The following is a 14,234-nucleotide window of genomic DNA, read 5'->3' as shown; positions in this document are numbered from 1 at the left end:
GGGGCGCAGGATGCTTTGGCCGCTTTTGGCGGCTGTGCTCGTGGTCAGCTGGAGCTCCGGCTTCGTGGGCATCCGCTATGCCAGCGAACATGCCAGTGTCGTGCTGGTGCTCTTCTGGCGACTGCTATTTGCCGGGGCCCTTCTCCTCCCCGTCGCCCTGCTGTCCGGCACGCTCCCAAGCCGCCATGCCATTGCACGGCAGGCGGGATTCGGTGTCATGGCCGTTTTTCTGTATCTCGGTGGTTTCGCGCTCGCGATCGGGCAGCGCGTGCCGACCGGGCTGGTGGCGCTCATCTCAGACCTCGTCCCGCTCGCCATCGCCGCGCTGTCCCAGCCGATCCTGGGCGAGCGTTTGCATTGGCGGCAATGGGCGGGCTCGGCCGTTGCCGTCGGCGGCGTATTGCTGGTCTCACGCGAAAGCCTGAGCGTGGGGACAGCGCCGCTTTGGGCCTACATTCTCACCGTGGCGTCCATGCTGACCTTCGCGTTGACCACCGTCCTGCAGAAGCGACTCGGAGCCATCCGCATGCCGATCGCCCAAAGCCTTTGCATCCAGTTCCTCACGGGAGGAATGCTGTTCGGCTTATGCGCGGCGTGGCAGGGCCCAATCGCCCCTCCGGCGGATCGCAACTTTGCCGTCGGGATCGCGTGGCTGGTCCTGTTCTCGACCTTCGTGTGCTACGCCGTCTACTACACCAGCCTGCGCCTGTATCCCGCCGCCCAGGTCAGCGCGGTCATCTACCTCAGCCCCCCAGTGACCATGCTCTGGGGCTGGGTACTTTTCAATGAGCCGCTGTCGATCGTCACGTTCCAGGGTCTGGGCGTGACGCTCCTCGGCGTTCTGATGACCTCGATGCCCGGAGCAAGCAGGTCCGCTTCCCGGCACATCGCTCGTGCTGGATCATCGGCACGCGGATCGCGCTGAGCGAGGGTTGCGATATGGCGGCTGGATCGTGGAGGCCGCCGTCCAACGAAAGCGACTTGGCGGCTTGCGAGGTGCCGGGTGGCTCCTCGCACTCGTGTGCGCTCCACCGGTCAGATCTGCGCCTGACCGCCATCTACGAAGAGCTCCGCGCCATTCACGAAGCTTGCATCGTCCGACGCCAGGAAGACTGCAGCCTTTGCCACCTCCTCGGGCTTGCCGATCCGACCCAGCGGAATGCGGGACGCCAGGTACTCGACCAGCCCCTTCTGCGCGTCCGGATCAGTGCCAACGAGTTCCACAAGACCCGGCGTTAGGGTGGCGCCCGGGCTGACGACGTTCACGCGAATGCCACTGCCCTTCAGATCCAGAGCCCAGGAGCGAGCGAGATTGCGGACGGCCGCCTTCGAAGCAGAGTACACGCTGAAATTCGCAGTGCCCTCGATGCCGGTGGTCGATCCGACGAGAACGATGGAGCCACCCTTCGCCAGCAGGGGTAGCGCGTTTTGGACGGTGAAGATCACGCCCTTGACGTTACGGCCGAACGTGTCGTCGACTTGGTCTTCGGTGATCCGGCCAAGCGGAAGCATGCTGCCACCCCCTGCGTTCGCGACCACGACGTCGAGGTATCCCTTTTCGATTCTAATCCGCTCGAATAAGGCCTCAAGATCACTGAGATTGCTGGCATCGCTCTGGATAGCCGCCCCATTTTGTCCCAATGTCGCTACGGCTTTTTCAAGTTCTCCGGCACGTCGGCCAGTTATGAAGACATAGGATCCTTCTGCGACAAATCGTTGAGCGATGGCAAGGCCGATCCCGGCCGTGCCTCCCGTGACCAGAGAGATCTTACCTTTGAGCTTATTGGACATCGACACAACCTCGTTTTTTCCGGACGAGGAAATGACTATCGCGCCCACCTTCGTTTCGATATAGCAATGCTTGCAATAGCTCGTTGCAGGATTGTCGATGTCGAGAATGCCGGATTTTGAAGGCTTGGCGATGTTCGCCAAGGTCGCCGAGGAACGCTCCTTTGCAGGAGCCGCACGGTCCATGGGCGTCTCGGTCGCCACCGTGTCGAGAGGCGTGAGCCGGCTGGAAGAGCGGCTGGGCGCGCGCCTGTTCAACCGAACCTCTCGTCAGCTCGCACTGACATCGTTCGGACTGACGCTCGCAGAGCGTGCCGCCCGGTTGTACGCGGAAGCCGAGGAGGCTGAAAGCACAGGGCGGGAGGCTTCTGTGCGTCCTCGCGGACTTATTCGCCTGGCCGTCGGCATCGCGTTCGGCCTCAGGCAGATCACCCCAATCCTGCCCGAATTCCTTCGCGAGTATCCCGAAATCTCGATCGATCTGCACCTCAGCGACGCGAAGACGGATATCGTCGGCGAGGGATTTGACGCGGCGCTGCGGATCACCTCAAAGCTCGACGACGGCCTGACCGCTCGAAAGCTTTGCCCGGTCTCGCATTTCGTCGTCGCGTCGCCGGACTATCTCGCCCGTCATGGTCGCCCGCGTCATCCGCGCGATCTCGATGGGAGAGATTGCCTGAGCTATGCCAATGCCGCACGCCAGGACGTCTGGCAGTTCCACAATCGACTGGGCGATGAAGTCGATATCTCGCCGCGCGGCCGTCTACGAGTCACGACCGTCGATGCTCTGATACCGGCCATCATGGCGGGGCTGGCCCTGGCCGAACTGCCCGGGTTCATCGCAGCCGAATACCTCGCGAGCGGGCAAATGGAGGCCGTGCTGATGGACTGGTCTCTTCCCCTCTGCAACCTCTATTTCGTCACGCCCACTGCGCGGACCAGACCCGCCAAGATTGAGGCATTGGCCGAGTTTCTCGCGAAACGGCTGTCCACCATGAAATGGGACTGAATAAGGTGGACCGGGAGTGATCTGCACGAAGGCTGGCCATGGTTCGTGGCCGGCCTGTTGCCCGAAAGAAAGAGCGAGCGGGGCTACTCCATAGTGTTCCGGTTCGGGCATCGCTTTGCATCCAATAGCCGTACCCCGCTCGCACAGGCGAATGGGCTTACCGGACCGAGCGGAACGCCTTCCGCATCTCCTGCGAGAAAAGCTGCGGTTGCTCGAAGGCGGCGAAGTGGCCACCGATGTCCACTTCGTTCCAGTAGATCAGATTAGGCCATCGGGCCTGAGCCCAACTTTTCGGCACACGAAAAATTTCGCGCGGAAACATCGTCGCTGCCATCGGTAGCTCAATGCGCCCAAAGTCGAATGCGGCAGCTTCGCGAGCGTTTTCCCAGTAGATTCGGGCAGAGGATGCTGCCGTGTTTGTGAACCAATAGACGGAAATGTTGTCGAGCATCTGATCCGCGCTCAGAGCGTCTTCCGGTTTCCCGTGATTGTCAGTCCAAGCCTGGAACTTCTCATAAATCCATGCCGCTTGGCCGACCGGCGAATCAGCCAGTCCATAGCCGACGGTCTGTGGGCGGGTGGCCATTTCGCGGAAGTAGCCGACCTGGTCGCCAGTAAAGCTCCGCAGCCCCGCGATCGTCGCCTTTTCCTCTGGAGTCGGATTGTCGGGTAGCTTTTCCGGAACGACGAAGGCCCAGTTGACATGAGCGGCGATCAGACCCGTCGGGCGAACGAGACCGAGCGCGTGAGTCACGCCGGCGCCCCAGTCGCCACCCTGTGCCACCCAGCGCCCGTAGCCGAGACGCTGCATCAGTGCACCCCATGCCTTTGCGATCCTGATGACGTTCCAGCCCGCTTCCTTCGGCTTGTCCGACCAGCCAAAGCCAGGAAGTGAGGGGATCACAACGTGGAAAGCGTCCTCCGGTCGTCCACCATGCGCGGTCGGGTCCGTCATCGGGCCGATAACGTCGAGGAATTCGACGACCGAGCCGGGCCAGCCATGTGTGAGGATGATGGGAAGCGCGTCGGGGTGTTTCGATCGCACGTGGATGAAGTGGATGCCGAGCCCGTCGATCTTGGTTCGGAACTGGGGATAACCATTGATCCGGCGCTCGAAGCGGCGCCAGTCATACTCATTTTCCCAGTGTTCAATCAGTGAGCGCGCCTTGGCCAGCGGGACGCCCTGTGACCAGTCGTCGACCGTCTCGCGATCAGGCCATCTCGCGCTGGCCAGCCTGTGCTTGAGATCGTCGAGCGACGTCCGCGGAACATTGACCTCGAACGGAACAATCGCGTCAACCGGGAGGGTAGCAGGCTCCGACACCGTTGCGGCCAACGCGGTGGTGCGGCCTGCTACCGCGAGTATGGGAAAGCCAGCCAAGCTCTGCAGTACACGCCGTCGGGATGTAGGGGACGAACCGGATGATGGAATACGGGGCAGCTGCAGTTCATCCCCATCGGCACGTCTTTGAGCATCATATGATAGACGTTCAATTTTCTTAGACACGAGGCAGCTCCATCGCGAACTCATATTTCAGAACAATAAACAGATACCGAACTTTTCATTATGCAAATTATTGCAATCTATCGTTGCGAAACTGATGACACAGCGAGCATTGCTTGATGCATGCGCTTTCCATTTGTGAATGCATGAAAACGTTTGGATGGTTCGCTCAGGGGCGGGATTAATTGTCGAGACGGGTGACATGGCCCCCGCCGTCGCTACCGCGATCCAGCAGGCCCGCCAGGATTGGGTCGAAATGACTTTCCCGCAACCGAATCCGGTGAACTGACCAGTGTAAGGTCGGCTGATTGTTGCATCACTGAGAAAGCTTGAAAGCGGACATGCCGAGATGCCGCTCTGGGTCAGGAGTTCACGTACGGCTCCTTCCGCCGCCAGCACTGGCCGCGAAGGTCTCCCGCATCAACCAGCGCTGTTCGCATGATGGGTCAAAACCGAATGTTCAGTCCCACCACTGGCCCATGCTGCAGCATGTCGTAGCGGTACTTGGTGATCCCTTCGCCCTGCTCGTAGTCAACGTACAGGGCTTTGTAGCCAATCACCCCTGAGTAGGTGACGTTGTTCTTCGTTGTGAAGTCGTAGCTGTAGGCCGCAAGAGCCTGCCAAGAGAATTTGCTTCCGCCGCCACCAACGTCCCCCCGAACCTGAAGGTATTGGCCGGGTGCCAGCTCTACGCGAGCCCTCGCGCCGGCGAAGCCGTCCAGCCAGTCGACGGAGCTGGACTTTGCAATCGCCTTGTCACCTCGGATGGTCAGGTCGGCCACGTCGAGCGTCGCTGAAAGCGCAAGGTCGATCTCGGCTTGCTGGTACCAGTATCGGGCGCCAGCGATCACATCGAGCGCAACAGGGCCGAACTGGGCCACCTCATAGGCACCACCCAATTCCACCGTGGCGGTGTTGCTGACCGCCTTCAGTGAGGCTCCCAGCGTACCCGTCACCCCTGGAGCAAGATCGCGGGTGCGAAACCCTGACGGGCTCAGCGTGACCCTGTCCCAGATCACGTCGAAGAAGACGCCATAGGGACCGTTGCGCGTTTCGCCGTCCAGCATGAGCGCGACCAGCGTCCCGCCATTGTCGACAACTGAATTGACGACCTTGCTGAAACTGGCATCGACGTCGACCGTCCTTCCCCGGATTGTTTGCTTTCCGGTCATAGCCGGAAGCCACGCGTATGGCGTCAGGCGGAAAGTCCAACCGGGTGGAAGAGGCGGCGGGATTTGCGGAGGCGCTGGTGTAGGGAGGTCGGCGGCGACGGCCAGAGAGCAACGCGCCACAAAGCTCAGGCTAAGCCAGAACGAGAGTTTCATCACGTTCGAAGTCATGCGCCGCCTTCCGCGTGACTGTCATTAGTGCATGATAGCCCAATTCGACCTGTATCCGACGGGGTTGAGCCAACCTCAGTGAATATGCTGTGGGCGTGACATTTCTGCGCGCTGTCGTTGGATATTTCGATCTGACGTGCAGCCGAGAACGAAAACGGAGGACGCGATAGTGAAGCCTATCCACGCCGTACTCTTCGCTTTCGCGACCATAAATCCGATTGTCTCTCTGCCCGCAGCAGCAGACAGCGTAGATCAGCTTGCGCTCCGGCGCCGTGCTGCCGAAGCTGTCGTCTGGGGCATGCCGGCGGTCAACACCGACCTGATGCTCCAGGCAGCTATCCGTGCGAATGGCGGCAACAACCAGATCATCTACTGGTCCCGCCTTTCCGACTGGAAAAACCAGACGCTGACGCCGAACCCAGACGCCATCTACCTGATGCCCTTCATCAACACGAAGGGCGTTGGGCCAATGGTGCTGGAAGTGCCTCCGGCTGACGAGGGATCGATCACGGGCAGCATCGACGATATCTGGCAGACGGCCCTGGAGGACGTCGGCCCAGCGGGCGTTGATAAGGGCAAAGGCGGAAAGTACCTGATCCTGCCACCCGACTACGCTGGCCACGTACCGGACGGCTACATCGCGCTGCCCGCGTCGACCTTCCAGTCCTACGCCTTGCTTCGGTCGATCTTGCGCACCGGCAACGAAGCCGATGTTGCCAATGCCGTAGCATACGGCAAAAGGGTTCGGCTCTATCCCCTCGCCCAGGCGGACAGTCCGCCCGAGACGAAGTACGTCGATGTCGCCGATGTCACGTTCGACTCAACCATTCCGTACGACGCGCGCTTCTTCGAAAGCCTCAACCGCGTCGTGCAAGCCGAGCCCTGGCTCCCGCGCGACAAGGTCATGATCGATATGCTCCGAACCGTCGGGATCGAGAAGGGCAAAAGCTTTACAGCGCCGAACGTAGACGACTTCACCGCAGCAGCCAGGCAGGCTCACCACTGGCTGGATGACAGCCTGGAGAAGTTGCTTCAGTTCGCCTACTTCCCAGCAGGGCGATGGTCCGTCCCGGGCTCTCCTGACTTCATCACGGCGATGTCGACCAACTTCGCGGACCCGAACTCGTATCCGGTAGAGGCGAGGGGCCGGGCCTACTCGATGGGCTTCTTCAGCGCAAAGCATCTTGGGGCGGGGCAGTTCTACCTCATGACCCTGCGCGACAAGGACGGGAACGCGCTTGACGGCGCCGGCACATACCGCCTGCACGTTCCGCCCAACGCACCTGTCAGCCAGTATTGGTCTGTGACGCTCTATGATCGCGCGACCCATGCCCTGATCCGTGGGACGCCGCGCGCCAGCAGGTCCTCACAGAACCCTGACCTCCAGGCCAACCCGGACGGCTCCGTGGACGTGTACTTCGGCCCGACTGCGCCGGCGGGAAAGCAGGCGAACTGGGTGCCGACTAAAATTGGTGGCCAGTTCGAGGCGATGTTCCGGCTCTACGGGCCGCAGAAGGCGCTGTTCGAGAAGACCTGGAATCTACCCGACATAGAAAAAGTCGTTGCGCTTAGTGGAACAAGCAGCTCGGAAGGCGGAAACAGTGGCGTTTCCGTCACCGTCGACAACTTCATCCGGGCAGAGTCGGACAGGTATTTCGGCAACGTGGTCCAGCAGGTCGGCGTCGGCACCTTCCACCACAGCCGCGATCCGCTGCCCATCGATCGCCAGGCGGTTATTCGAGGCAACCGGGACACCCTCTATTCGTCTGCTGTTTTCGACCTTGATGTCGGACCTGTGACCATCACGCTGCCGGATGCCGGACGGCGCTTTATGTCGATGCAGACCATCAGCGAGGACCAATACACCACCACACTGTACGGCTCAGGCACACACGTTCTGGACAGAGACACGGTCGGGACGCGTTACGCTATGGTCGGGATTCGAACGCTTATCGACCCGAAAGATCCGAAGGACATGCGTGAGGCCCATACGCTTCAAGACGGCATTGGTGTGAAGCAACCGAGCGGGCCAGGCAGGTTTGAGGTGCCCGCCTGGGATCAGGTCAGTCAAAGCAAAGTGCGAGACGCTCTGCTCACCTTGGCCAGCACCGTCACGGACACGAGCCGCGCCTTCGGAGCCAAGGACCAGGTTGATCCCGTTCAGCGTCTCATCGGCGCAGCATCCGCTTGGGGAGCAAATCCACCGCAGGATGCGCTCTATCTGAACGTTGTACCGAGCAGGAACGACGGCGGAACTGTGTACGAGCTGACGGTAGAGGATGTGCCCGTGGACGGCTTCTGGTCGGTCAGCGTCTACAACGCCGAGGGCTATTTCCAGGCCAATCCCCTGGATGCCTACACCCTCAACAACGTCACGGCCCAAAAAGGCGCGGACGGCTCCGTACGCATCCAGTTTGGTGGGTGCGACGGCAAGGTCGCGAACTGCCTGCCGACCATGGACGGGTGGAACTACATGGTGCGGCTCTATCGACCGCGACCAGAGATCTTGCATGGACTTTGGAAATTCCCTAACGCGGTTCCCAGCACCCAGTGAACTAGCACCGCTTTTGCCCCAAGCTTCACGGCGACCCCACCGAGAGCAAGGAGCGGCCAAAGCAGACCTCCCGAACGTCCGTTCCGGGTCAGGAGCAGCACCTTGGGCCATTTCGGCACTCGTCGTGCCCGACGGATCTTCGCGTCCCAGCTCCGGAAGGAAACGCAGCACCGCTTAGGTTGCATTTTCGTACAGTGACGAACGAATGCCTGATGCGGTGCCAGAGGATGGGACGCCGCCCGCAGCATGGGCCCGCTCGGGCCCCAGCGAGACCGATGATCGATTGAGGGCGGGCAAGCCGCAACCTCGTACAGCCGCAACCTCGTACTCCTGAATGACCAGCTAATCTCAGTTGAGCAACGCTAGCTTGCTAGCAAGATAACACGCTACTTCTATCCAAGAGAACTAAGCTTGGCGCCGAATTGTTCACCACTACAGCTGATCTCGCCAGGCGCGCCCTTGCCAAAACCCTCGCCTCGATCCAAATTGTACCAGCGATTGTACCAGTTCGTCGCGCCTGTCCCGTCCCGCTCCGCGCCAAGTCGCTGGATTTCAATAGGGAAACGGGAAAATGGCGGAGGGTCTCCCCTTCCTCAAGATTTCTTTTGCTTTGTGAATCACCGGGCTTCGCGGGCCTGAGCAGGCCCCCGGCCGACTCTGCCTCTCGCCGGGAGCGGGACGCTGTCCCGTCAGCGGCAGCAGGACGTTCGACGAAGGCTCGTCTGCCCCGAGGGGGGCTGACGGATCAAGGCCCGGCTCCAGCTCGCCCCCTGCTCCTTTAGCCCAACCGGCTCCTACCCCCAGCCTCAGGTCCTCCTGCCAATCAACGACTTCGGCTCCAGGTACGCCTCCAGCCCGAAGGTGCCATATTCCCGGCCGAGGCCGGACTGCTTGAAGCCGCCGAACGGCACCTTCGGATCATGGGCGACCGTGTTGACGAGCACGCGTCCGGCTTGCAGTTGCTCCGCGACCCTCTCCGCCCGCGCCTGATCGCCCGACAGCACATAGGCCTGCAGCCCATAGACCGTGTCGTTGGCGATGCGGACGGCGTCGTCCTCGTCCTCGTAGGCGATGAGCGAGAGGACCGGGCCGAAGATCTCCTCCCGCGCGATCGTCATTTCGTTGGTCACGTTGCCGAAGAGTGTGGGACGCACGAACCATCCCGCGAGTCCCTCCGGGCGACCCGGCCCGCCGGCGAGAAGGCTGGCACCCTCCTCGACCCCGAGACGGATGTAGCGCTGTACCCGCTCCCACTGGCGCTCGCTGACCATCGGACCAACCATCGTCTTCGGGTCGCGGGGATCCCCGACCTGCACGGCCGACACGGCTTTGCTTGCCCGCTCTTCGATCTCTGTCAGATGGCTGCGGGGCGCCAGGAGGCGCGTGCCGGCAATGCAGGCCTGCCCGCTGTTCATGAAGGCGGCTTGGACGGCGATCGGGATCGCCTGATCGAGGTCGGCATCGTCGAGGATGATCGTCGGCGATTTGCCGCCGAGTTCCAGGGTGACGCGCTTCAGCGTCACCGCTCCGGCCTGCAGGATCGCCTTGCCCACGGCGGTCGATCCCGTGAAGGAGATCTTGGCAACATCGGGATGCCGGCTGATCTCGGCGCCGACCGTCTCGCCGCGCCCGGCGACGATGTTGACCACGCCGGCGGGAAGTCCGGCGGCGTGGAACGCCTCCATGATGACCTGCGTCAGCGTGGCGCTCATCTCGCTCGGCTTGACCACGACGGTGCAGCCCGCGGCGAGCGCCGGCGCGACCTTGCCGCAGATGAAGCCGGCATTGCTGTTCCATGGCGTAATGAGCCCGGCTATGCCGACGGGGGTCATGACCACCTCCGAGGCGCCGACGCGCCGGCGGAACGGGTATGTCTCCAGGAGATCGATCGCCTCATCGAAGGCGGCGACGGGATGGTCGACCATGAACGCCGCGCGCGAAGCCGGCGCCCCGTATTCCTCGATCACGGCTTCCAGCAAGGCGTCCCGCCGGGCAGCGACCTCGTCCCGCAGGCGGCGGAGCCATGCGATACGCTCGGCCGGGGTCGTGGAGGCGAAGGCGGCTAAGGCGCGGCGAGCCGCGGCGATGGCCTGCCGGGCTTCCTCCTCGTCGGCAAGACGCACATGGCCGATGACCGCTCCCGTCGCGGGATTGTGGAGCGGGAACAGTTCGGTTCCGTGGGGGACGACGAACTGGCCGTCGATGAAGATCCTGTCGATCGTGTGCATGGGTGGCTCCCTTGATCGGTGGCGTTGCACCTCAGGTAGCCCGTCCCTACAAGATCGATTAGTCGGACAGTTTTGGATGCACTGGTGAGCACGATAGGACAATGGTCACCACGGGCCTGACGGAACTCGAGGCCGTGCAGGCCGTCGCGCGGCACCGCAGCTTCCGCTCCGCCGCGACGCAGGTCGGGATTTCCCGGTCCGCCTTGAGCCACATGGTCGCGGCGCTCGAGAGCCGCCTAGGTGCCCGGCTCTTCCATCGCACCACGCGCAGCGTGACGCTAACGGAGGCGGGCGAGCGGTTCGTGGCCGACACGGCGCCCGCGCTGCGTGACATACGCGCAGCCATGGAGCGACTGACAGACCACCAGGCCGAGCCATCCGGGACGCTGCGGATCAATGCCTCGTCCGGAGCAGCCCGCCAGATCATGGGGCCGATTGTCCTCGAGTATGTCCGGCGCCACCCCCGGGTCACCGTCGACATCGTCACCGAGGGAAAGCTCGTCGATATCGTGCTCGAAGGCTTCGACGTCGGCGTTCGCCTGGCCGAGACCGTGCCGCGGGACATGATCGCCGTCCCCCTCGGTCCTCCGCAGCGTTTCGCCGTCGTCGGCTCGCCTGCCTACTTCAGGAACCACCCCCGGCCGCTCGCTCCTGGCGACCTCGCCGCCCACGCCTGCATCCGCAGCCGCATGCCCGGCGGCGGGATCTATCGCTGGGAGTTCGAACGCCGCGGCGAGCAGGTGGAGATCGACGGGACGGGGCCGCTCATTCTTGACGACCCCATGCTGATGATCGAGGCCGCGCGAGCCGGGATCGGACTGGCCTACCTGACGGAATGGAACGTCGCAAACGACCTCGCGTCGGGACGTCTCGTGCGGGTGCTCGAGGAGTGGACGCCGCCCTTCTCCGGCCTATGCCTCTACTACCCTGGCCGCCGGCACCTGGCCGCCCATCACCGCGCGTTCGTAGAACTCGCCCGTGATGTTGCGCGGAACGCAAATCCGTCATCCCCCGACGGCAAGACCTGGCGCGCGCCAGACACCTAGCCAGCCTCTGCCCGCAGGGCCGCAAGGCTCGATGCCGCTCGCAGCTCCCAGCCGCGCGCCCTCTGCTGCCGGGCGAGAGCCAGCGACTGCCGCAACAGGTCCTCTGCCCTGCCCGGAGGACCTTCCTCTTCATGCAGCGCCAGCAGGGCACTCACTCGCAAGAGCTCAGGCATGGAGCAGAGATCGCCATGCGTCTCGGCGGTTTCGATCGTGCGGTCGACGAGGGCGCGTGCCTCGGGGATCCGCCCCGACTGCATGAGCCCCTCGATCAGCCCGAGCGTCAGCGGCGTCGAAAGCAGTTCGTAGGGCATCGCGTGCAGCTTCGCGAGGCTCTGCTCGAGAACGGCTACGCCTGCCGCCGCATTGCCCCGGCGAAGGGCCACGACGCCCTGCCAGCCGCGCCCCACTTCCAGGTAAGGGGCGAAGGCGTTCGGGGCCGAGCGCGAGATGAACCGGTCCACATGCTCTTCAAGCACCGGGAGATCACCGACCCAGTCGAAGACGGAGATCCCCCAGCTCAGCGCGATGCAGAGGCTGAGAGCGTGGTCCATCGCCGCGGCGTCCGCAATGGTGCGGTGCGCCCGGTCGACCGCCTGGTCGGGATGACCTTGCAGCCACAGCGTTCGCGCAAGGATCGCGCCGGCCAGCACGTGCCCGTCGAGGCCGAGGTAGAGCGTGGTCGTCCGCTCGGAGCGCGGACCGGCGGCGAGGGCGGCTTCCAGCTCCGTCCGGGCGCGATCGTGCTCTCCGGCGAAGTGGAACGACATGCCGAGGATGGAGCGGGCCATGGCGGCTGCCACGGGATCGGATTGAGAATCAGCCAAGGCGACGCAGCGCTCGGCATAGCGGAGCGCCACCCGGAAGCCGCCCGTCCGCAAGTGGAACATCTGCAGCGTGCCGAGGACCTGAACCTGGTCCAGGGGCTCTCCTACCTCGTCAGCGATGCCGAGGCTTCGAATGAGAGCCTCGTGCGCGGCCTGCGTCCCACCGCGCGTGAACATCAGGGAGACTCCAAGCGCCGACTGCAGGTGCATTTCCTCGTGCGTTCCGCGCGACTTTGGCTCGAGGGTGGCGAGCGCCCGCTCCGTCCAGCGGTGACACTCTGACAGGAGAGACATCGCGAGGAAGACGGGGCCGGCCTTGGCCGCGAGCCGTCGGCCGAGGGCGGGGTCGCCATGCTCGCCGAAGCACCAGTCGAGCGCCGCGCGCAAGTTGGCGAGCCCCGCGAGGTGACGCGCTCTCTCCGACACGTTCGACAGGCGCGACCACTGGGCGCCGGTCTCCTCCAGCCAGGCCAGGACATGGTGGGCGTGCCTTGTCGCCAGAGCGAACCTGTCGGCGTGGGGCGCAGGCGTCTCGTCCATGTAGGCGCGCGTCGTATCCAGAAGCCGGTAGCGCACCATGGCGCCGACGGGGCGGGCCGCCACCATCGACTTGGCGACGAGGCTGTCGAGCGCCGCAAAGAGCGCTTCGGCGCCCAACTCCCCGTCCGTGCAGACGGCGAGCGCGGCGTCGATCGTGAAGCTGCCGACAAAGACGGCGAGGCGGCGCAGGACGGTCCGGTCCTGCTCCGAGAGCAGCCCGAAGCTCCAGTCCAGCGTCGCGTGCAAGGTGCGCTGGCGGGCTGGCGCGTGGCGTGCGCCCGTCCACGTGAGGGCGAGCCGTTCCTGGAGCAGGGCCGCCGTCCTTTCCAGGCCGAAGGCCTCCACCCGTCTCGCGGCGAGCTCGATGGCGAGCGGCATTCCGTCGAGCTTGCGGCAGATGTCGGCGATCAGGGCCGTCCCTGCGTCGTCTGCTTCGAGCCTGACACCCGATGAGACCGCTCGCTCCGCAAAGAGCCGCGTCGCCGGGGAGCGACAGATGGCATCGCCCGTGAGGGGCGTGTCATCGTCCGGACAGGCGAGCGGCGCCAGCCGGTACACCTGCTCACCCTCGACCTGCAGGGCTTCCCGGCTCGTCGCCAGAATGAGCACCTCCGGAACCTCGGTGAACAGCCGCCCGGCCAGCGCCGCGACGGCGTCGATGACGTGCTCGCAGGTATCCAGAACCACGAGAGAGGGGCTGCCACGGAGGGCCTCGATGACGGTAGCCGCCACGTCGTCAGCGTCGCCCTGCACCCCCAGCATGGACGCCACCGTCACCGCCACGAGGTCTGCGTCCCCGAGCATGCTCAGGTCCACGAACAGCACGGCTCCGTCGACGGAGGGAGCGAGGTCGTGGGCCACCTCCAGCGCGAGCGTCGACTTGCCGACCCCGCCCGGTCCGACGATCGTGACGAAGCGGCGCAACGACAGCATCTGCCTGACCGTTCGGCTGTCCTCTTCGCGGCCGAGCACCAGCGGTGGCCGATTGGGCATATTGGTCCGCTGACGCGCCGGATCCGAAGAACGGACGGTTCCCCGGAGCCCACGTGCGACCGTTGCGACAAAGCAGTAGCCGCGACCCGGCAGGGTTGCGATGTAGCGAGCCCCATCCCTCCCGTCGTCGAGCGCCTTGCGCAGGTTGGCCATGTGGAAGCGGAGGCTTCCCTCTCCCACCGTCATGTCCGGCCAGACGCGCGCCAGGAGTTCCTTCTTGCCAACGGCTTCGTTCGGGCTGGTCGCCAGGGTCGCGAGAATATCGAAGGCGCGCGCGCTCATGTCGACCGTCTCGGCGCCGCGCAGCAGCAGCCGTTCCCTCGGCTTGAGGGTAAAGGGTCCGAAGGTGAGCACATCGGCCTCGGGGGAGGGCAGCTCCGGCATGACCTCGTTCGCTTGTCCGATCCA

Annotated in this window: 9 protein-coding genes; 4 read left to right on the top strand and 5 right to left on the bottom strand. The window is 63.9% G+C overall.

Annotated features, from left to right (window positions below; all coding sequences use genetic code 11):
• The first annotated feature begins 10 nt into the window (after window positions 1–10).
• Window positions 11–925: a DMT family transporter gene (locus AC5JCN_RS21630; RefSeq protein ID WP_495757157.1), complete on the top strand. Its 915-nt coding sequence runs from the start codon at window positions 11–13 to the stop codon at window positions 923–925.
• A 110-nt stretch (window positions 926–1,035) separates the two neighbouring features.
• On the opposite strand, the gene AC5JCN_RS21625 is transcribed toward AC5JCN_RS21630, so the two are convergent.
• Window positions 1,036–1,791, bottom strand: coding sequence for an SDR family NAD(P)-dependent oxidoreductase (locus AC5JCN_RS21625; RefSeq protein WP_495757697.1), 756 nt, complete (start codon window positions 1,789–1,791; stop codon window positions 1,036–1,038).
• Window positions 1,792–1,888: 97 nt separating this feature from the next.
• On the opposite strand from AC5JCN_RS21625, the gene AC5JCN_RS21620 reads away from it, so the two are divergent.
• Window positions 1,889–2,797, top strand: coding sequence for a LysR family transcriptional regulator (locus tag AC5JCN_RS21620; protein ID WP_495757156.1), 909 nt, complete (start codon window positions 1,889–1,891; stop codon window positions 2,795–2,797).
• A gap of 157 nt (window positions 2,798–2,954) precedes the next feature.
• Here AC5JCN_RS21620 and AC5JCN_RS21615 read toward each other — a convergent pair whose 3' ends face one another.
• Both AC5JCN_RS21615 and AC5JCN_RS21610 read right to left on the bottom strand, forming a co-directional pair.
• A complete protein-coding gene (locus AC5JCN_RS21615; protein WP_495757155.1) occupies window positions 2,955–4,178 on the bottom strand; it encodes an epoxide hydrolase family protein in 1,224 nt (407 codons plus the stop codon).
• Between the two features lie 569 nt (window positions 4,179–4,747).
• Entirely contained in the window at window positions 4,748–5,641 is an 894-nt protein-coding gene (locus tag AC5JCN_RS21610; protein WP_495757154.1) for a hypothetical protein, read from the bottom strand.
• 169 nt (window positions 5,642–5,810) lie between these two features.
• On the opposite strand from AC5JCN_RS21610, the gene AC5JCN_RS21605 reads away from it, so the two are divergent.
• Complete coding sequence (locus tag AC5JCN_RS21605; protein ID WP_495757153.1) at window positions 5,811–8,195, top strand: DUF1214 domain-containing protein; 2,385 nt, start codon at window positions 5,811–5,813, stop codon at window positions 8,193–8,195.
• Window positions 8,196–9,001: 806 nt separating this feature from the next.
• Here AC5JCN_RS21605 and AC5JCN_RS21600 read toward each other — a convergent pair.
• On the bottom strand, window positions 9,002–10,423 hold the full coding sequence (locus AC5JCN_RS21600; protein WP_495757152.1) for an aldehyde dehydrogenase family protein: 1,422 nt from the start codon (window positions 10,421–10,423) through the stop codon (window positions 9,002–9,004).
• A 101-nt stretch (window positions 10,424–10,524) separates the two neighbouring features.
• On the opposite strand from AC5JCN_RS21600, the gene AC5JCN_RS21595 reads away from it, so the two are divergent.
• Window positions 10,525–11,469 (top strand): LysR family transcriptional regulator, encoded by a 945-nt coding sequence (locus tag AC5JCN_RS21595; protein ID WP_495757151.1) that lies wholly within the window; start codon window positions 10,525–10,527, stop codon window positions 11,467–11,469.
• On the opposite strand, the gene AC5JCN_RS21590 is transcribed toward AC5JCN_RS21595, so the two are convergent.
• Complete coding sequence (locus tag AC5JCN_RS21590) at window positions 11,466–14,210, bottom strand: ATP-binding protein (protein ID WP_495757150.1); 2,745 nt, start codon at window positions 14,208–14,210, stop codon at window positions 11,466–11,468. The genes AC5JCN_RS21595 and AC5JCN_RS21590 overlap by 4 nt on opposite strands.
• Window positions 14,211–14,234: the final 24 nt, after the last annotated feature.

The organism is Alsobacter sp. (genome assembly GCF_059501845.1).
Note: the sequence above shows the minus strand (reverse complement) of the source record. Positions and strands in the feature narration are given on the sequence as shown.

What these genes read in the sequence shown, in the direction of transcription:
- AC5JCN_RS21630 (WP_495757157.1), top strand. Translation starts at nt 11, where the DNA reads ATGCTTTGGCCGCTTTTGGCGGCTGTGCTCGTGGTCAGCTGGAGCTCC.
- AC5JCN_RS21625 (WP_495757697.1), bottom strand. Translation starts at nt 1,791, where the DNA reads ATGTCCAATAAGCTCAAAGGTAAGATCTCTCTGGTCACGGGAGGCACG.
- AC5JCN_RS21620 (WP_495757156.1), top strand. Translation starts at nt 1,889, where the DNA reads ATGTCGAGAATGCCGGATTTTGAAGGCTTGGCGATGTTCGCCAAGGTC.
- AC5JCN_RS21610 (WP_495757154.1), bottom strand. Translation starts at nt 5,641, where the DNA reads ATGACTTCGAACGTGATGAAACTCTCGTTCTGGCTTAGCCTGAGCTTT.
- AC5JCN_RS21600 (WP_495757152.1), bottom strand. Translation starts at nt 10,423, where the DNA reads ATGCACACGATCGACAGGATCTTCATCGACGGCCAGTTCGTCGTCCCC.
- AC5JCN_RS21595 (WP_495757151.1), top strand. Translation starts at nt 10,525, where the DNA reads ATGGTCACCACGGGCCTGACGGAACTCGAGGCCGTGCAGGCCGTCGCG.
- AC5JCN_RS21590 (WP_495757150.1), bottom strand. Translation starts at nt 14,210, where the DNA reads ATGCCGGAGCTGCCCTCCCCCGAGGCCGATGTGCTCACCTTCGGACCC.